The following is an 18,797-nucleotide window of genomic DNA, read 5'->3' as shown; positions in this document are numbered from 1 at the left end:
GTCCTAGATTCCCTCAAACAGTGCTGTCGAAAGATACCGCTCGGAGAACGACGGCACGATTGCCAGAATGGTCTTTCCCGCCGCTTCCGGCCGCTTGCCGATCTCGAGCGCGGCGGCGATCGCGGCGCCCGACGAGATGCCGCCCGGAATGCCCTCGTGCCGCGCCAGCGCGCGCGAGGTCTCGATCGCCGTCGTCGAGTTGATCTTCACGACCTCGTCGATCACGGCGCGGTCGAGGATGTCGGGGACGAAGCCGGCGCCGATGCCCTGGATCTTGTGCGGCGTGTGCTGGCCGCCCGATAACACCGGGCTCTCTTCCGGCTCGACCGCGACCACGCGCAGCGAGGCCTTGCGCGGCTTCAGCACCTGGCCGACGCCGGTGATCGTGCCGCCGGTACCGACGCCGGCGACGAAGAAATCGATATTGCCGCCGGTGTCGTTCCAGATCTCCTCCGCGGTGGTGCGGCGGTGCACCTCGGGATTGGCGAGGTTCTTGAACTGCTGCGGCATCACCGCGTTCGGCGTCGTCTTCACCAGCTCTTCGGCGGCGGCGATCGCGCCCTTCATGCCCTGCGCTGCCGGCGTCAGCACCAGCTCGGCACCGAGAAAAGCCAGCATCTTGCGCCGCTCGATCGACATCGATTCCGGCATCACCAGCTTGAGCCGGTAGCCGCGTGACGCCGCGACGAAAGCGAGTGCAATGCCGGTATTGCCGGAGGTCGGCTCGATCAGCACGGTGTCCGGCTTGACGATGCCCGCCTTCTCCATCGCGATGATCATGGCCGCTCCGATGCGATCCTTCACGCTTGCGGCCGGATTGAAATATTCAAGTTTTGCCAAAATGGTCGCGTTCACGCCGTGCATGCCGGGTAGCCGACGCAACCGCACGGTCGGCGTATTGCCGAAGGCATCGACGATCGAGTCATAGATTCGGCCGCGGCCGGGTTGGTGCGCTGCACCCGTGGTGGACGATACGTCCATGATGAACTCCCTGTGACGACAATTTTCAATTCTGTCGCGGCTCTTGCGCAGTAAGAGACAGCTTATGGCGACACGCAAGCGGCAATGCCGCACATGTTAAATACGCTGCATCGCAAAATCGCGTGAGCTTTAATTTGCAGAAAACCAACGCATTTGTGTTGCGACCTCGTCAACTGATTCGGCCTATGTTAGGCTTAGGTCTTGAAGCAGGGAGGTCACCACGATGTCAGCAGTCGCTGAAGTGATGTCGACCGTAGCGCTAAGGCGTGATCCGCGTTGCAGCGAGCTGCCGACCTGTCCCGTCTGCGCCGACTCCATGGTCGCCGCCGAAGCATCCGCCTACGTCTCCGACCACGTGATCAGCTATCTCTGGACCTGCGACAATTGCGGCTACGGCTTCGTCACCAAGCACGCCGTGAAGCAGCGGATGGTGTGCAATTGAGCTTGGACCATTGATCTAGCGCGGGGCGATATCGCCCCTCGCCCAGTCCGCGCGCGTACGCTGATAGAACTCGTCGAACCTTCCCTGCGCAATCGCTTCCCTGATGCCCTGCATCAGGAACTGGTAGTAAGCGATATTGATTTCGGACAGCAGCATCGCTCCGAGCGTCTCGCCCGCCTTGACGAGATGATGCAGATAGGCGCGCGCGCAATTGCGCGCCGACGGCCACGAGCTCTCCTCATCGAGCGGACGGGAATCGTCGGCGTGGCGCGCGTTGCGCAAATTCACCTGGCCGAAGCGCGTGAAGGCGACGCCGTGCCGGCCATTGCGCGTCGGCATCACGCAATCGAACATGTCGATGCCGCGCTTGACGGCTTCGAGGATGTCGTCGGGCGTGCCGACGCCCATCAGATAGCGCGGGCGCTGTTTCGGCAGCAATGGTGCGGTCTCGTCGATCATCGCCAGCATCACCGCCTGCGGCTCGCCGACGGCGAGGCCGCCGATCGCATAGCCATGGAAGCCGATCTCGACGAGGCCTTGCGCGCTCGCGTGACGAAGCTGCGGGATGTCGCCGCCCTGCACGATGCCGAACAGCATGTAGCCGTCGGGCGCGCTCTCGAAGGCGCGCTTCGAGCGCTCGGCCCAGCGCAGCGACAATTGCATCGCGCGCTCGATGTCGGCGCGCTCGGCCGGCAACCGCACGCACTCGTCCATCTGCATGGCGATGTCGGAGCCGAGCAAGCGCTGCACCTCGATCGAGCGCTCCGGCGACAGCTCGACCTTGGCGCCGTCGATATGCGAGCGGAAGGTGACGGCGTTCTCGGTGACCTTGCGCAGGTCCGACAGCGACATCACCTGGAAGCCGCCGGAATCCGTCAGCATCGGCCCGTTCCAGCCGGTGAATTTCTGCAGGCCGCCGAGCGCCGCGATCCGCTCGGCAGTCGGACGCAGCATCAAATGATAGGTGTTGCCGAGCACGATGTCGGCGCCGGCATCGCGCACCTCGCGCCAGTGCATGCCCTTCATGGCGCCGGCGGTGCCGACCGGCATGAAGGCGGGGGTGCGCACCACGCCATGCGGCGTGGTCAGGCGTCCGGTCCGCGCAGCACCATCAGTGCCGAGCAATTCAAAGTGATTGGGAAGGTCATGGTCCGGATTCATGGCCGTGCTTATTGCGTGTCGGAGCAAGCCGATCAACCCGCCCGTCGGCGCCCCCGGTGCCTCAGACTGGGACAGAATGGAGCCAGAGGTTACGCGCCGCTGCTCTTGCTAAACAAAACGATACCGTGTAGTTTTACCGATGGGGCTGGACGGGATGCCGCGGCAAATGTGCCGGCGGCGGTAGATGCGTGATCGCCAGCCACCGACAATGCCCTACCCTTCAGGTTCGACTGACATGCCCGGCCCCTCGCGTGGCCGGAAAAGGCAGGCAGGCGCACGCCTGACCGCATTTCTGGTTCTGACGTGCAGCCTGGTGCTCGGCGCCTGCACCTCCCTGCCCCGTACGCCTTACACGGCCGCGGAGGCCAGCACATCGCGCGTGCTCGATATCGACGGCCTCAGGCGCTACGCCGACGACCCCGTCAGCAAATTCAGCTTCGAGAAGGACACCGGCACCGCAACGAGGTCCTATCTGGCGCTGTCCGGCGGCGGCGCCGATGGCGCCTACGGCGTCGGCGTTCTCAACGGCTGGACCGCGACCAGAACCCGTCCCACCTTTTCTGTCGTCTCGGGCGTGAGCACCGGCGGCCTGATCGCGCCGTTCGCGTTTCTCGGCTCGCAGTACGACGACACGCTGAAGGAGGTCTACACCAGCGGCATCGCCGAGAGCCTGTTGAACGATCCCAGCATCATGCGCGTGCTGTTCGGATCCGGCCTGTTCGGCAACACACGGCTGCGCGAGCTGGTGGCGCGCTATGTCGGGCCGGAGCTCATGGCGCAAGTCGCGCGCGAGAATGCCAAGGGCCGGAAGCTGCTGGTGGTGACGACCGATCTCGACACCCAGCGCACCGCGATCTGGGACATGGGCAAGATCGCCGCGGTCGGAACGCCCGAAGCGCTGAAACTGTTTCGCGACGTGATGGCGGCCTCCGCCAGCATTCCCCTGGTGTTTCCGCCGATCATGATCGACGCCGAGGGCGAGGGCCGCAAGTTTCAGGAGATGCATGTCGACGGCGGCGTGACCGCGCCGGTGCTGACGCTGCCGGAAGCCCTGCTGTTCCAGGGCAGCCGGTTGCCGGGCAGCGCCAAGCTGGACATCTACATCCTCGTCAACAAGAAGATCGAACGCAATTTCGAACTGGTCTCCAACGGCACCATCGACGTCGCCTCGCGCAGCCTGTCGGCGATCACCCAGTCGCAGACGCGTTCGATCATCTTCTCGACTTACGATTTCGCCAAGCGCAACCGTCTCGGCTTCCACCTCTCCTACATCGCGCGAGAGTACCCGGCGCCGCCCTCGGAAGGATTCGACACCGGCTACATGCGGGCGCTCTACCAATACGGATATGACAAGGCCGCTGCCGGTCAGGCCTGGAGCTCGACGGTGCCGTGAGACGGAACGAGGCCCTGCCGAAACCGTTGACGATGCGGCCAATTCGGCCAAATTCGCCATGACGCCCCGGCTCCTGCGCGATATAGAACGACTGTCAGAAACGCGCAGGAATCAGCGGGCATGGGATTGACTGCGACCAGGACAAAACCGGCTGTGCCGCGGCGCGAGGTGCCGAAATCCCGCGGCGGCCGGCCGACGAAAACCGCCGCCATCGAGCGCGACCAGCGGCTGATCGAGGTCGCCACCCGCCTGTTCCTGGACCGCGGCTTCGACGCCACCTCGCTCGACGCGGTCGCGGAAGCGGCCCGGGTCAGCAAGCCCACCGTCTATTCCCGCTATGGCGACAAGCGCGGCCTGTTTGCCGCCGTGCTGAGGCGCGAGATTGCGCGCTGGCTTGCGCCGCTGTCGGCCGCCGCCGAAACGCAGCTCTCCAGCGCCTCCGACATCTCGGTCGAGCAGCGCCTGGTCGAGATCGGACGCGAAATGCTGACATTCACCTGCGGACCCGATGCCGTCGCGTTCAGCCGCATGATGACGTCGCAGGCGATCAACTTCCCGGATGTCGCCAAACTCGGCAAGGAGGAAGGCTGGCTCAAGGCGGTCGACGCCACCGCGCGCTTCTTCGACGCTCTGGTAGCGCAGGGCGCGCTCGACATCGAGGACACCACCATCGCAGCCGAGGTTTTTCTCGACGTGGTCGTCGGTCACACCCACCGCTTGGCGACGTTCGGAACGGCGCTCGAGATGAAGCCCGCCGAAAAACGCATGCGCACGGCCATAAAGCTGTTCCTTGCCGGTGCGCTGGGACCTGCCGACCGCGTCCAGGCCACCACCAAAGGCTCGTCGCGGCGACGCCCCACCCGCTGACAATTCCGTGAGATTGCCCGCTTACCGCAACGGAACCCGCCTGCGCGATTGACCAAAATAAAACGATACGGTATGGTTTAGTTATAAGCGATACGGACCGCTTTTTTCACCAGCCCCAAAGGTGGCCCGTACCGCTAGATCGCCGTGCCGGGTACAGCCCGGACACGACGTTCCGCGGCCGGCCGACGCCCAAGGCCGGCCGCGAATTCTTTACGATCATCCGGCACACTCGCTGGCCGAGGGTTTCGAGCATGACGAACGCCAAACGACACATCTCGCGATTGCTTGCGACCGCCCTGTCCGCGCTCCTCATCGGCGCGCCGGCCCGGGCAATCGTCTCCGCGGGCACGCCGACCGCCCTTCACAGCGACACAGATGGTGATGCCGAGGCCGATCGCCGGGCCATCAGCCGCGAGATCGAGCGCTTCCGCAGCTCGTCGATCTCGATCAGCCAGGCGATGTCGATTGCCGAAGCCCGGCACGCCGGCGCCACCACGGCGGATGTGAGTTTCGACGGGGCCGCGGGGGTCCCGGTGTATCGTGTGAAGACCCTGCACAACGACCGGATCTGGCGCCACACCATCAATGCGACGACCGGCGAGCTGGTCGGCGGCGAAGCCGCCCTTCCCCTCGCCGAGCTCGACCACGAGGACCGCGACAACCTCGCAGCGCTCGGTGCGATCAGGCACCGCCTCGCCGAGGCCGTGCGCGTCGCCGAACGCGCCGCTTCGGGCAAGGCGATCAGCGGCGGCCTGGTGCGCGAGCGCGGCCGGCTCAATTTTTCGATCGTCGTCGTCAGCGGCGACGATCTCAAGGAGGTCACCCTCGAGCCGCCGGGCGCCAAATAGCGGGAGTCCGGCCCCCGGCACCGACCGGGGCGAAAGGGCATTGACGGACGCAAGACTCTGCCGCATAAGTCGCCGCCATGTTCACGACCACCAAACGCACGACCAAAACCACCACGGCCTCAGGGGCCCGGGGAGGCGTGCGCGCGTAGTCGTCGACTAGAACGCAATCTGCTCTACCGAAGCCCCGCCCATGATGGTCCGGGGCTTTTTTGTTGTCTGAATTTCAAACGCAATGGAGGACAAAGTGAGTAACGATCCCGTCGTCGCGATTGTCGGCGTCACCGGTGCGGTGGGCGCCGAATTCATCGCCACCATGGACAAGCGCGGCTTTCGCGTCGGCAAGCTGAAGGCGCTGGCGAGCGCCCGCTCGGCCGGTAAGACGGTGTCGTTCCGGGGCAAGGACGTCGTCATCGAAGAGCTCAATGAGCGCTCGTTCGAGGGCGTCGATATCGCGCTCTTCTCCGCCGGCGGCAGCATCTCCAGGAAGTACGCGCCGATCGCGGTCAAGTCGGGCGCGGTCGTGGTCGACAATTCCTCGGCCTTTCGCATGGACCCGAACGTGCCGGTGGTGATCCCCGAGATCAACTCCAACCGCATTCGCGACCACAAGGGCATCATCGCCAATCCGAATTGCGCCGCCATCACCGCGCTGGTGCCGCTGTGGCCGATCCATCAGAAGAACCGTATCAAGCGCGTCATCATCTCGACCTATCAGGCCGCGTCCGGCGCCGGCGCCGCCGCGATGGAGGAGCTGGTCGAATCCACGCGCGCCAATCTCAACGGGCAGGTCTATACGCCGAAGGTGATGCCGCATCCCTACGCCTTCAACCTCTTCAACCACAACACCGCCATCGACCCCGACACCGGCTACAACGACGAAGAGACCAAGGTCATCAAGGAGACCCGCAAGATCTTCGAGGACGAGAAGATCGCCATCGGCGTCACCTGCGTGCGCGTGCCGGTGCTGCGTGCCCATTGCGAGGCCATCACCTTCGAGTGCGAGAAGCCGATCAATGAGGACCAGGTCCGCGCCATCATGGCGCAGGCGCCCGGCGTGAAGGTGGTCGACGACCGCGCCAAGAACTACTTCCCGATGCCGATCGACGCCTCGGGCCAGGACGACGTCCTGGTCGGCCGCATCCGCAAGGATCTGAGCGATCCCTCAGGACATTCGATCTCGATGTTCGTGGCGGCGGATCAATTGCTCAAGGGCGCGGCGCTGAATGCGGTGCAGATCGCGGAGTTGTTGCCGCAGCGGGTGATGGCGTAACGTATGTCGTAGCAACCGGTATCGTAGGGTGGGCAAAGGCGCGCAAGCGCCGTGCCCACCGCTCTCGCCCTTATTCAAAAAGACGTGGGCACGCTTCGCTTTGCCCACCCTACCGCGCCGGCGCTAACCGTCCGCCCGAAACAGCAAGCACGCATCGCCATACGAATAAAACCGATACCCGTTCGCAATCGCGTGGGCATAGGCGTGCTTCATCGTCTCCAGTCCCGAAAACGCCGACACCAGCATGAACAGCGTCGACTTCGGCAAATGGAAATTCGTCATCAAAATATCGACCGCGCGGAAGCGATAGCCGCGCGTGATGAAGATCGAGGTCTCGGTCGCGAACGGCTGGATCGTGCCGTCCTCGCGCGCCGCGCTCTCGAGCAGGCGCAATGACGTGGTGCCGACGGCAACGATGCGGCCGCCGTTCTTTCGCGCACTGTTGAGGCGCTCCGCCGTCTCGGCCGAGATCGTGCCCCACTCCGCATGCATCTTGTGGCCCTCGGTGTCGTCCACCTTCACCGGCAGGAACGTCCCTGCCCCGACATGCAGCGTCACGCGGTTGACGCCGACGCCGCGCTCACGCAGCGCCTGCTCCAGCGCCGGGGTGAAGTGCAGGCCCGCGGTCGGCGCCGCGACCGCGCCTTCGTTCGCCGCGAACATGGTCTGGTAGTCGGCGAGATCCTGATCGTCGGGCGTGCGCTTGGAGGCGATGTAGGGCGGCAGCGGCGGGCTGCCGAGATCGGCGATGGCCTGGTCCAGCGCCGGGCCGTGGAACGAGAACGACAGTGTCACTTCGCCCTCTAAGCCCTTGGCTTCGACCTCGGCATCGAGATGGCCGAGCAGGCAGACCTTGCCTTCATTTCCGAAGCGGATGCGGTCGCCGGCCGCGAGCTTCTTCGCTGGCTTCACCAGCGCCTGCCAGCGCGAGCCGTCGAGCCGCTTGATCAGCGTCGCCTCGATCTTCGGCTCGGTCTCACGCCCGATGCGGCGGCCTTTCAGCTGCGCTGCGATCACCTTGGTGTCGTTGACGACGAGTTGGTCGCCTGCCTGCAGCCATGACGGCAGGTCGGCGATGGTCTGGTCGCGCAGCGCGCCGTTCTGCACGACCAGCATCTTCGCGGAGTCGCGCGGGCTCGCCGGGCGCAACGCGATGCGCTCGGCGGGCAGATCGAAATCGAAAAGATCGGTGCGCATGTCGGTGCTTGGCGCGACAGCCAAACCCTCATGGTGAGGAGGCGCGCTAGCGCCGTCTCGAACCATGAAGGCCGACCCGCAGCAGCGGGGCCTTCATCCTTCGAGACGCGCGTTCCGCGGTCCTCAGGATGAGGGTCGAGCGCTTACGCCGCGTCCGCGGCCATCCGCGCCTTGACGATCTTATCGGGGTTCTGCACCGGCTCGCCGCGCTTGATCTTGTCGACGTTCTCCATGCCCTCGGTGACCTTGCCCCACACCGTGTACTGGTTGTCGAGGAAACGGGCGTCGTCGAAGCAGATGAAGAACTGGCTGTCGCCGGAATCCGGGCTGGCGGCGCGCGCCATCGAGGTGGTGCCGCGCACATGCGGCTCCTTGTTGAACTCGGCCTTGAGCTTCTGGCCCGAGCCGCCGGTGCCGGTGCCCTGCGGGCAGCCGGTCTGCGCCATGAAGCCGTCGATCACGCGGTGGAACACGATGCCGTCGTAGAAGCCCTCGCGAACCAGTTCCTTGATGCGCGCGACGTGGCCGGGCGCGAGATCGGGCCGCATCTCGATGGTGACCGGGCCCTGCGTGGTCTCGAGGATCAGGGTGTTTTCGGTGGCGCTCATGCTCGTCTCTCTTGCGTTGGAGGTGAAGTCTTGTCGGGTGACGTTTTGCGGCTGCGGAACTGGATCGCAAATGGACGTCCCGCGGCAGCGCCCGCCATTGCATCGGTAAATGGCATCGGCGTGCAGCGTTGCAACGCCTCCATCACCGCGATCCGGTATTGCAGCCGGTCATTGTCGGTGGCCTCCGCGGATTCATAGGAGATCCTCGGATGGCCCAGAATGTCGCCGGACCGGTTAAAGCTCACGACGACGGTGATGTCGAGTGGGCGGGCCTTGGCGACCGGCGGCGGTTTCCAGCAGGTGCGCAGATGCCGGAAGATGTCCTGGATGGTGTTGACCTGCCCATCCTCGGCGGCCGCACCGGACAGGCCGAACAGCAGCAATGCGGCAATCAGCAGGAGCTTGCTGCCACAGCGCGCCATCGCAATCTCCTATTTGATGTCGGCGGCGACCTGCACCTTCACCATCTTGTCGGGATCGGTCACGGCGCCGCCGGCGGAGCCGGGGGGAGCCTTCTTCAGCTTGTCGACGACATCCATGCCCTGCACGACCTCGCCGATCACGGTGTACTGGTTATCGAGGCTGCCGCCGTCGGCGAACATGATGAAGAACTGCGAGTTGGCGGTGTCGACGCTGTCGCCGCGCCGGGCCATCCCGACGATGCCGCGCGCGAAATGCACCTTGGAGAATTCCTGCTTCAGGTTCGGATATTTCGATCCGCCGGTGCCGTTGAAGTTCTGGCCGTCGCCGGTCTGCGCCATGAAGCCGTCCATGACGCGATGGAACGGCACGTTGTTGTAGAAGCCCTCGCGCGCCAGCTGCTTGATGCGCTCGGCATGCTGGGGCGCGAGGTCGGTCCGCAGCTTGATGACGATGCGGCCCTTGGTGGTGTCGATGACGATGGCGTTGGCCTTGTCGAGATTGGCCGGCAATTGCTGCGCCACCGCCGGCACCGCGAACAGAAGCGCGGCAAGAACTGCGAGAATTCGGATCATGACAACTCCGGATCAGAGAGAAAGAAGGAAGCGCCGTTACGCGGCGAATTTTGCCTTGAGCTGTGCCGCAACTTGCGGCGGGACGAAGGCCGAGACGTCCCCGCCCATGCCGGCGATCTGGCGCACCAAAGTGGCGGTGATCGGGCGAACCATGGGTGAGGCCGGCAGGAACACCGTATGCACCTCGGGCGCCATGGCCCCGTTCATGCCGGCGAGCTGCATCTCGTAATCGAGATCGGTGCCGTCGCGCAGACCCCTGATCATGATGGTGGCACCGTGCTTGCGTGCTGCGGTCACTGCCAGATCGTCGAAGGTCACCGCTTCGAGCACGCAGCCCGCCTGGGTCGCCAGCGGCCCGCAGACGTCATGGAGCATCTGCAGCCGCTCCTCGGTTGAAAACAGCGGCTTCTTGCCGGGGTGGACCCCGATCGCGACAACGAGCCTGTCGCACAGCGAAACGCTGTGGCGGACCACGTCCAGATGGCCGTTGGTGATGGGGTCGAAGGAACCGGGATAGAAGGCAATGCGCGGCATGGCTCCCTCCTACCCCGCCCGGCCCTGCCCGGCAAGCCGGGCGGGTTCCCCAGCCAGCCCCACCGAAATATCCCGCCGACCGCGCCGGCAATGGCCGGTTTGTTTCGTCCCTTGGGCGACCACGAAACAAAGGGGCGCGGACACGAAACCATTTCCCGTGCCGGCGAAGACGTCCGGAAACTGGCCATGGTTACTAATCCGGCCAACGAACGACGGGCCGCATACTGGGCGTAGCGGCCGCATCACAGGGGACTGTCAAATGATCAAGGCTCTCTCGGCGATCGCTCTGTCTGCGTCTGTTGCCGCCGCCCTCACCCTTCTGCCCGGCTTCGCCCCGAAAGTGGAAGCCAGCGTGCCGCAGCCGCTGGCCAAGAGCGACCGGCTCGATATCCGCACCATCGGCAAGGATTGCTCGCAGCAGGCCTGGCCGAATTTCGAGGCCTCGTGCCTGCGCAAGGCCGGCACCAAGGCGAACGTCCGCGAGGCGCGCCTCGTGACCGCGAACCGGACCCCGTAGGCTGGCCTGTCAGCTCCACGTCACATAATCCCGATGGAGTTTTGCGACGTCCCGTCGCAGACTGCTTGATGCTCGCGCCCCGGCGGAATGGCCCGTGGGACGCGATCCCATCGGGGGGTTGCCATTGTCCAGTACACCCGCTGTCGCTTCCGGCCATCCTCCCGCCCCGCTGCCGATAGCAATGACCATGGGCGCCCTCGGGGTGGTCTATGGCGATATCGGGACCAGCCCGCTCTATGCCCTGAAGGAAGCCGCCAAGGCGGCCGCGCACGGGGCCACGGTCACCCCCGAGGCCGTCTTGGGCGTTGCCTCGCTGATCCTCTGGGCGCTGCTGCTGATCATCTCGCTGAAATATGCGCTGTTGATCCTGCGCGCGGACAACCGCGGCGAAGGCGGCATCGTCGCCCTGCTGGCGCTGCTCCATGCCCGCCACGCCAAACCCGGGACATGGCGCGCCCATCTGCTTGTCGTCGGGCTCGTCGGCGCCGCGCTGCTCTATGGCGACGGTGCGATCACGCCGGCAATCTCGGTGCTCTCAGCGATCGAGGGACTCAAGGTCGACGCCCCCTCGCTTGCGCCTGCCGTGGTGCCCGTGACCGTCGCCATCCTGATCGGCCTGTTCATGATACAGAAACAGGGCACCGGCTTCATCGGTCGCATCTTCGGACCGGTGATGCTGGCCTGGTTCGTCGTGCTCGCAGCGCTCGGCATCCACGGCATCGTCAAGGCGCCGGCGGTGCTGGCGGCGCTCAGCCCGCTCTATGCTTTCGAGTTCCTGATCCACCAGGATTTCCACGTCTCCTTCGCCATCCTCGGAGCGGCCTTCCTGGCGGTGACCGGCGGCGAGGCCATGTACGCCGACATGGGGCATTTCGGTCGCTTCCCGATCCGCCTTGCCTGGTTCGCAATCTGCCTTCCGGCGCTGGTGCTGAACTATTTCGGCCAGGCCGCGCTGCTCATCACCGATCCCACGATGATCGAGAACCCGTTCTTCCAGCTCTGCCCCGACGCCCTGCACTATCCGCTGGTCGCGTTTTCGGCGGTGGCGACCGTGATCGCCTCGCAGGCGATCATCTCCGGCGTGTTTTCGCTGACGCAGCAGTCGATCCAGCTCGGCTTCCTGCCGCGCATGCAGATCCGCCACACCCAGAGCGACGCCATCGGCCAGATCTACGTGCCGCTGGTGAACTGGTTGCTCGCTGCCGCAACGCTTGGCGCGGTCCTGAGCTTCGGCACCTCGGACGCGCTGGCCGGCGCCTACGGCATCGCGGTGTCGCTGCTGATGGCAATCACCACGCTGCTCGCCGCCTTGCTCGCGATCCAGTGGGGTTTTTCGCCCTGGCTCGTCGTTGCGGTCAACGGCTTCTTCTTCGTGATCGATTTGATCTTCTTCTCTGCCAACTCGATCAAGCTGTTCGAGGGCGGCTGGTTTCCGCTGCTGCTCGCCGGCCTCGTCGCCTTCCTGATGCTGACCTGGCGCGCCGGCGTGAAGCTGGTCGAGACTGCGCGCGCGAAGCTGCGCCAGCCGGAAGAGGATTTGATCGAGACCGCTGTCAACAAGTGCAGCGCACGGCTGCCCGGCACGGCCGCGTTCCTGGCGGCGGCGCCGAAGGGCGTGCCGCTGGCCCTGACGCAATTCGTCAAGCACAACCGCGTGCTGCACGAACGCGTGCTGCTGGTCACCGTGCTGATCGAGGAGCTGCCGCACATCCCCGAGGAGGAGCGCGCCGAGGTGATCGAAATCATCCCCGGCATCACCCGCGTGGTCCTGCATTACGGCTTCATGCAGAACCCGACGATCTATGAGGGACTGAATCTCGTCTGCCGCCAGGGCAAGCTGCCCGGCATCGACCTCTCCGACATCACCTATTACGTCGGCCGCGAGACCATCATTCCGCGCGAGGACGTCCCGGGCATGTGGGTCTGGCGCGAAAGCGTGTTCGCCTTCCTCCAGCGCAACGCCGAACGCTCCGCCGCATTCTTCGGCGTGCCGACCAAGCAGGTCGTGGAGTTCGGCACGGAGCTGGAGATCTAGCGTGAGCACGTTGCCCGCATGAGCGGAGCGACATGCGTGGAGATGGGTCCCGGATATCGCTGCGCTCATCCGGGCTACGGCAGTGACGCCTCACTCCCCGTTCGACTCTCCATTCGCGCCGTTCCCGCTCTCCGCCTCTTCCGTGATGTGCTCGACCGAGACCACATGCTCGTCCTCGGCGGTGTCGAACACGATCACGCCTTGCGTCGAGCGGCCGGCGATGCGGATGCCTTCGACCGGGCAGCGGATCAGCTGGCCCTTGTCGGTGACCAGCATGATCTGATCGGCGTCCTCCACGGGGAAGGACGCGACGAGGTTGCCGTTACGGTTGTTGACGCTCATGGCGACGATGCCTTTGCCGCCGCGGCCCGTGGTGCGGTACTCGTAGGAGGAAGTCCGCTTGCCGTAGCCGTTGACGGAGACGGTCAGCACGACCTGCTCCTGCGCCGACATCTCGATATAGCGCTCCTGGGTAAGCTGGAAGCTGCCGGAGGTCTCTTCCGCGTCATCCGCAGCGGGCTCCTCTGCCGCAGCCTCGCCGGCCATCGCGCGGCGCATCTTTAGATAGGCCGAGCGCTCATCCGACGTGGTCTCGACATGACGTAAAATCGACATTGAGATGACCTTGTCATCTTCAAGCGAGATGCCTCGAACACCCATCGAGGTTCGACCACCGAAGACCCGAACGCCGTGCTCTTTGATCTCGCCATCCTTATCAGGTCGAGGGTCACTGACTCTGAAGCGAATGCACTGGCCGGCGGCCGTAGTCAGCAGCACGTCGTCGTGCTCGGTGCAGATCTGCACGTCCACGATCGCTTCATTCTCGTCGAGCTTCATCGCGATGATGCCGGAGCGGCGGACGTCGACGAAGTCGGACAGCTTGTTGCGGCGAACGTTGCCGCCCGTGGTGGCGAACATCACGTCGAGGTTGGCCCAGGTGGATTCATCCTCGGGCAGCGGCATGATGGTGGTGATGCGCTCGCCCTGCTCCAGCGGCAGGATGTTGATCAGCGCCTTGCCGCGCGCGTTCGGCGCGGCCATCGGCAGGCGCCAGACCTTCTCCTTGTAGACCTGGCCGCGCGACGAGAAGAACAGCACCGGCGTGTGCGTGGAGGCCACGAACAGCCGGCTGACGAAATCCTCGTCGCGGGTCTGCATGCCGGCGCGGCCCTTGCCGCCGCGGCGCTGAGCGCGATAGGCCGACAGCGGCACGCGCTTGACGTAGCCGGCGTGGGAGACGGTGACGACCATGTCCTCGCGCTGGATCAGGTCCTCGTCCTCGACCTCGCCTTCCTGCTCGATGATCACCGTGCGCCGCGGGGTCGCGAACTCGGCCTTCACCTCGGCAAGCTCGGTCTTGATGATGCCGAGTACGCGCTCGCGCGAGCGCAGGATGTCGAGATAATCGGCGATCTCTCCGGCGAGCTTGTCGAGCTCTTCGCGGATTTCGTCGCGGCCGAGCGCGGTGAGGCGTTGCAGGCGGAGATCGAGGATTGCCCTTGCCTGCTCCATCGACAGCCGGATCGTGCCGTCCGCGCTGATGCGGTGACGGGGATCGTCGATCAGCGTCAGCATGTCCTCGACGTCCCGGGCCGGCCAGTCGCGCGACATCAGGGTGTCACGGGCGGTGGTCGGATCGGGCGAAGTCCGGATGACCCGGATCATCTCGTCGATATTGGCGACCGCGATCGCGAGACCAACCAGGATGTGAGCGCGGTCGCGCGCCTTGGCGAGCAGGTACTTCGTGCGCCGCGTGACGACCCGCTCGCGGAAGTCGACGAAGATCGCCAGCAGGTCCTTCAGATGCATGATCCGCGGACGGCCGCTGTCGAGCGCCACCATGTTGACGCCGAAGCTCGTCTGCAGCGGCGTGAACCTGTACAGCTGATTCAGCACCACGTCCGGCACGGCGTCGCGCTTCAATTCGATGACGACGCGGTAGCCGTCGCGGTCGGATTCGTCGCGGAGGTCGCCGATGCCCTCGATCTTCTTTTCCTTGACCAGCTCGGCGATGCGCTCGACCATCGTCGCCTTGTTCACCTGGTAGGGAATCTCGGTGATGATGATCGCCTCGCGCTCCTTGCGGATGGACTCGATCGCGACCTTGCCGCGCATGACGACCGAGCCGCGGCCGAGGTGATAGGCGGCGCGGACGCCCTGCCGTCCGAGAATGACGCCGCCGGTCGGGAAATCCGGTCCCGGCACGATGTTGATGAGCTCATCGATGGTGAGCGCGGGGTTGTCGATCAGCGCAACGCAGGCGTCGATGACCTCGCCGAGATTGTGCGGCGGGATGTTGGTTGCCATGCCGACCGCGATGCCGCCGGCGCCGTTGACGAGGAGGTTCGGGAACTTGGCCGGAAGGACCGACGGTTCGGTCTCGTTGTTGTCGTAGTTCGGCTGGAAGTCGACGGTGTCCTTGTCGATGTCGGCCAGCAGAGCCAGCGCGGCCTTGGTCAGGCGCGCTTCGGTGTAACGATAGGCCGCCGGAGGATCGCCGTCGACCGAGCCGAAATTGCCCTGGCCGTCGATCAGCGGCACACGCATCGAGAAGTCCTGCGCCATGCGGACCATGGCGTCGTAGATCGACTGGTCGCCGTGCGGGTGGTACTTACCGATGACGTCACCGACCACGCGGGCGGATTTGACGTACTTCTTGTCGGGCGTGTGCCCCTGCTCGTTCATCGAGAACAGGATGCGGCGGTGCACCGGCTTCAGGCCGTCACGGGCATCGGGCAGCGCCCGCGCCACGATCACGCTCATGGCGTAGTCGAGATAGGACTTCTTCATCTCCTCGAAGATGGAGACGGGGCGAATATCCGAGGGTTGCGCCGGCTGGTCGCCGGGCTTGTCGTCGTCGTCAGCCAAGGGGAAATCCGGTGAGGTTTTATCTGGGAATCATATAACGCATCGAGCCCCTGATAACCACCCTCGCGGGGGTCTTGGGAAGTGCTTTTTCCGCTTATTTTTCCAATAGCTTACGGTCTTACGGGGAGCATCTTGGATGGACCCGGAACAGGCCTTCCAAAATCGCCTTCCGAGACCTCGGCAATGCTCGGATTAACGTGCCCCGTCGAGGCGTCTGCGCCGGCGCCATCCGAGTTCAACCCACACATGAAGCGGGCCCGGAAATCCCGAGCCCGTCCTGTCGATTAGCGCGATTTGCTGACCCGGCGTGGCAGGCGCCGCATCACCGGCGCGAGCGCCCCCCGATCGTCCGTCCCCGTTCTCAGAACGGGATATCGTCGTCCATGTCGCTGTTGCGGCCACCGCCGCCGGCGGCCACAGGACGGCGCGGTGCGCTGCTGACCGGGCCGGAGGAGCCGAAATCGCCGCCCGGCTCGTCGCCGAAATTACCGCCTCCTCCGCCGCCTCCGCTGCGGCCGTCGAGCATCGTCAGCGTCGAGTTGAAGCCCTGCAGAACGACTTCGGTCGAATACTTCTCGACGCCGCTCTGGTCGGTGTACTTGCGGGTCTGGAGCGCGCCCTCGATGTAAACCTTTGCGCCCTTCTTCAGGTACTGTTCGACAATCTTGCAAAGCGGCTCAGAGAAGATCACGACACGATGCCACTCGGTCTTTTCCTTGCGCTCGCCGCTGTTCTTGTCGCGCCAGGTCTCGGACGTCGCGATGCTCAGATTCGCGATCGGCCGCCCGTCCTGGGTGCGGCGGATTTCAGGATCCTTGCCGAGATTTCCAACCAGAATGACCTTGTTGACGCTTCCCGCCATCGCCGCTCTCCACTCCGATGCCACTGAATTTCATAAGGCGGCCCGCGCGCCCGCGGTACTCTGCCCTTCTGATGCGAACCTATACGCTGAGCGTGGACCAATCAGTCCGCGCGCCCTCGGGTTATCCCCACATATAGCACCGGACCTCGGCGCGTTCCACATCCGTTCTTATTTCGTGAAGCCGGCGATATGGCACTGCAATCGCGCCAGAAGTGCTCGAGAGGGGCGACCATGGAAGACCTCGATGGAACCAAATGGAACCTTTAGGGTTCCATGATGTCGCCAAAAGCATATGACATTCATCGACTTACGCCCGTTCATTGATCGCGACTGTGGCATTTGGGCGACGGACTTGTGGCCGGAATCGAGCTACTGTTGCCTCCAAGAAAATCAGGCCTCGCGCCTTGGGGGCCGCTTCCGGAATACCGGAAGCGGACGAACATTGGAGGGACTGGAATGAAGAATACTTTGATCATCGCCGCGTTTAGTGCGGGCGCTTTGGCCCTCTCGGCTCCGGCAAGCGCCGCGGATCTTGCCGCGCGGCCTTACACGAAAGCCGCACCAATGGTCGCCATGTACGATTGGAGCGGCTTCTACCTCGGTGCCAACGGCGGTTGGGGATCGAGCCGCAAGTGCTGGGACCTCACCAATTTCGTTGTTGGCGGCCCGGTCGTACCGAACCTGGCTGAAGGCTGTCACGATGCGTCAGGCGGCACAGTCGGCGGCCAGATCGGCTATCGCTGGCAGGCCTCGTCGTGGGTCTTCGGGTTGGAAGCGCAGGGCAACTGGGCTGACTTCAAGGGATCCAACATCAGCAACCAGCTGATCAGCCGCAACGAATCCAAGGTCGAAGCGTTCGGTCTCTTCACCGGTCAGGTCGGCTACGCGTGGAACAACACGCTGCTATATGTCAAAGGCGGCGCGGCCGTTACCAGCGACAAATACACCGGCTTTACTACAGTTCCCGGCATCGTCCCTGTCGGCACCGCATTTGATTCGGCAAAGGAAACCCGTTGGGGTGCAGCGGTCGGCGTCGGCCTGGAATATGGCTTCACTCCGAACTGGTCGGTCGGCATCGAGTACAACCATCTGTTCATGGGGCACCGCGACGTGACGATGACCTCAACCGGCGCTATCGCTCCGGCCGGAGCGTTCGTCCGGACCGACCGAATCGGCCAGGACGTCGACATCGTCACCGCCCGTATCAATTACAAGTTCGGCGGCCCGCTCGTCGCACGCTACTGATCCTCGCGACCTCATCGATTTGACCAAGAAAGGCCGGCCTCGCGCCGGCCTTTTTGCTACGCGCGGCATCGCGGGACAACAGGCGATTGGCCTCACGTTGGCACCGACCTGTGGCTTTTGAGGTACACAACTTGCGGCTTCAGTGGTGTAAGTACTGCCTCAGTTGGGCCATCGAGTCCGCTGCCCTTCCGGTCAAGGAAGGCAACAACAGAAACTGGGACTGGGATTAAGTAAGATGAAAAAGGTTTTGTTGGCTTCGGCCTGTTTGTTCGCTCTCGCTGCGCCCGCCTCGGCGGCCGACCTCGCAGCCCGCCCCTACACCAAGGCGCCGGTCGCTCCGATGGCTTCGGTCTACAACTGGACCGGCTTCTATCTCGGTGTCGTCGGTGGCGGCGCCTGGGAAGACGCGAACTCGCCCCGCATGCAGGGTGGCTTCGTCGGCGGCACCGTCGGCTACAACTGGCAGACCGCCAACGTCGTGTTCGGCCTCGAGGCCGATGGCGCCTGGGCTGACGTCAGCGCTTCGGCCGCTGGTGCGGTTTTCGTTCCCGGCGTCGGTGGCGTTCCGCTGACGGTGAGCTCCAAGACCGACGCGATGGGCACCGTGCGCGGTCGCATCGGCTGGGCCGTCAACAACGTGCTGCTGTACGGCACCGGTGGTTACGCCTGGATCGACAACAAGATCACCGCCACCCTGGGCGGCGTTTCGATCTCCGACAGCAAGTTCCACTCCGGCTGGACCGTCGGTGCGGGCGTTGAAGCCTACATCGCTCCGCAGTGGTCGGTGAAGGGCGAGTATCTGTATCGCAGCCTCGGTGGCGAGACCTACTTCGGCGCCGTCAACACCGGGACGCTCAACTTCCACACCGTGCAGCTCGGCGTGAACTATCACTTCGGCGCCCCCGTGGTCGCCAAGTACTAAGCTACGCTTCAACGCATCGCGTTACGAAAGGCCGGCCTTGCGCCGGCCTTTT

At 64.5% G+C, this 18,797-nt stretch carries 18 protein-coding genes; 9 read left to right on the top strand and 9 right to left on the bottom strand.

Going from position 1 to position 18,797, the window contains the following annotated elements; genetic code table 11:
* Positions 1-3: 3 nt before the first annotated feature.
* Positions 4-981 carry a cysteine synthase A gene (cysK, locus tag C7G42_RS19170; protein ID WP_106950540.1) on the bottom strand — a complete coding sequence of 326 codons (978 nt, stop codon included), beginning with the start codon at positions 979-981 and terminating at the stop codon, positions 4-6.
* A gap of 223 nt (positions 982-1,204) precedes the next feature.
* On the opposite strand from cysK, the gene C7G42_RS19165 reads away from it, so the two are divergent.
* On the top strand, positions 1,205-1,423 hold the full coding sequence (locus C7G42_RS19165; protein ID WP_106950539.1) for a hypothetical protein: 219 nt from the start codon (positions 1,205-1,207) through the stop codon (positions 1,421-1,423).
* A 15-nt stretch (positions 1,424-1,438) separates the two neighbouring features.
* Here C7G42_RS19165 and tgt read toward each other — a convergent pair whose 3' ends face one another.
* Entirely contained in the window at positions 1,439-2,584 is a 1,146-nt protein-coding gene (gene tgt, locus C7G42_RS19160) for a tRNA guanosine(34) transglycosylase Tgt (RefSeq protein ID WP_106950538.1), read from the bottom strand.
* Positions 2,585-2,819: 235 nt separating this feature from the next.
* Here tgt and C7G42_RS19155 point away from each other — a divergent pair, with 235 nt between their 5' ends.
* From C7G42_RS19155 to C7G42_RS19140, 4 genes are all read left to right on the top strand, one after another.
* Positions 2,820-3,977: a patatin-like phospholipase family protein gene (locus C7G42_RS19155; protein WP_199581002.1), complete on the top strand. Its 1,158-nt coding sequence runs from the start codon at positions 2,820-2,822 to the stop codon at positions 3,975-3,977.
* A gap of 120 nt (positions 3,978-4,097) precedes the next feature.
* Positions 4,098-4,844, top strand: coding sequence for a TetR/AcrR family transcriptional regulator (locus C7G42_RS19150; protein WP_106950536.1), 747 nt, complete (start codon positions 4,098-4,100; stop codon positions 4,842-4,844).
* A 251-nt stretch (positions 4,845-5,095) separates the two neighbouring features.
* Positions 5,096-5,692, top strand: a complete 597-nt coding sequence (locus tag C7G42_RS19145; protein WP_199581001.1) for a PepSY domain-containing protein — start codon at positions 5,096-5,098, stop codon at positions 5,690-5,692.
* Between the two features lie 232 nt (positions 5,693-5,924).
* The gene (locus C7G42_RS19140) at positions 5,925-6,962 is read left to right on the top strand and encodes an aspartate-semialdehyde dehydrogenase (RefSeq protein ID WP_106950534.1); all 1,038 of its coding nucleotides are present in this window, start codon (positions 5,925-5,927) and stop codon (positions 6,960-6,962) included.
* 123 nt (positions 6,963-7,085) lie between these two features.
* Here the strand turns inward: C7G42_RS19140 and queA are convergent, their stop codons facing one another.
* From queA to coaD, 5 genes are all read right to left on the bottom strand, one after another.
* Complete coding sequence (gene queA / locus C7G42_RS19135; RefSeq protein ID WP_106950533.1) at positions 7,086-8,159, bottom strand: tRNA preQ1(34) S-adenosylmethionine ribosyltransferase-isomerase QueA; 1,074 nt, start codon at positions 8,157-8,159, stop codon at positions 7,086-7,088.
* A gap of 143 nt (positions 8,160-8,302) precedes the next feature.
* A complete protein-coding gene (locus C7G42_RS19130) occupies positions 8,303-8,767 on the bottom strand; it encodes a peptidylprolyl isomerase (RefSeq protein WP_018457987.1) in 465 nt (154 codons plus the stop codon).
* On the bottom strand, positions 8,764-9,189 hold the full coding sequence (locus C7G42_RS19125) for a UCP034077 family protein (protein WP_106950532.1): 426 nt from the start codon (positions 9,187-9,189) through the stop codon (positions 8,764-8,766). Before C7G42_RS19125 ends, C7G42_RS19130 begins: the two co-directional genes overlap by 4 nt.
* 9 nt (positions 9,190-9,198) lie before the next feature.
* Positions 9,199-9,762, bottom strand: a complete 564-nt coding sequence (locus C7G42_RS19120) for a peptidylprolyl isomerase (protein WP_106950531.1) — start codon at positions 9,760-9,762, stop codon at positions 9,199-9,201.
* A 36-nt stretch (positions 9,763-9,798) separates the two neighbouring features.
* Entirely contained in the window at positions 9,799-10,296 is a 498-nt protein-coding gene (coaD, locus tag C7G42_RS19115) for a pantetheine-phosphate adenylyltransferase (protein ID WP_106950530.1), read from the bottom strand.
* 259 nt (positions 10,297-10,555) lie between these two features.
* Between coaD and C7G42_RS19110 the strand changes: the two genes are divergently transcribed.
* Both C7G42_RS19110 and C7G42_RS19105 read left to right on the top strand, forming a co-directional pair.
* Positions 10,556-10,813: a hypothetical protein gene (locus C7G42_RS19110; RefSeq protein ID WP_106950529.1), complete on the top strand. Its 258-nt coding sequence runs from the start codon at positions 10,556-10,558 to the stop codon at positions 10,811-10,813.
* 181 nt (positions 10,814-10,994) lie between these two features.
* On the top strand, positions 10,995-12,848 hold the full coding sequence (locus C7G42_RS19105; protein WP_106950528.1) for a potassium transporter Kup: 1,854 nt from the start codon (positions 10,995-10,997) through the stop codon (positions 12,846-12,848).
* 90 nt (positions 12,849-12,938) lie between these two features.
* Here C7G42_RS19105 and gyrA read toward each other — a convergent pair whose 3' ends face one another.
* The gene (gene gyrA / locus C7G42_RS19100) at positions 12,939-15,716 is read right to left on the bottom strand and encodes a DNA gyrase subunit A (protein ID WP_106950527.1); all 2,778 of its coding nucleotides are present in this window, start codon (positions 15,714-15,716) and stop codon (positions 12,939-12,941) included.
* Positions 15,717-16,077: 361 nt separating this feature from the next.
* Positions 16,078-16,578 (bottom strand): single-stranded DNA-binding protein, encoded by a 501-nt coding sequence (locus tag C7G42_RS19095; protein ID WP_106950526.1) that lies wholly within the window; start codon positions 16,576-16,578, stop codon positions 16,078-16,080.
* 456 nt (positions 16,579-17,034) lie between these two features.
* Here C7G42_RS19095 and C7G42_RS19090 point away from each other — a divergent pair, with 456 nt between their 5' ends.
* Positions 17,035-17,823 (top strand): outer membrane protein, encoded by a 789-nt coding sequence (locus tag C7G42_RS19090; protein ID WP_106950525.1) that lies wholly within the window; start codon positions 17,035-17,037, stop codon positions 17,821-17,823.
* A 235-nt stretch (positions 17,824-18,058) separates the two neighbouring features.
* Entirely contained in the window at positions 18,059-18,745 is a 687-nt protein-coding gene (locus C7G42_RS19085; protein ID WP_106950524.1) for an outer membrane protein, read from the top strand.
* Positions 18,746-18,797 lie beyond the last annotated feature (52 nt).

Origin of the sequence: Bradyrhizobium sp. MOS003 (genome assembly GCF_003020125.1) — a bacterium.
In the GTDB taxonomy this organism is placed as follows: Bacteria; Pseudomonadota; Alphaproteobacteria; order Rhizobiales; family Xanthobacteraceae; genus Bradyrhizobium.
This window is presented reverse-complemented; position numbering and strand designations above follow the sequence as displayed.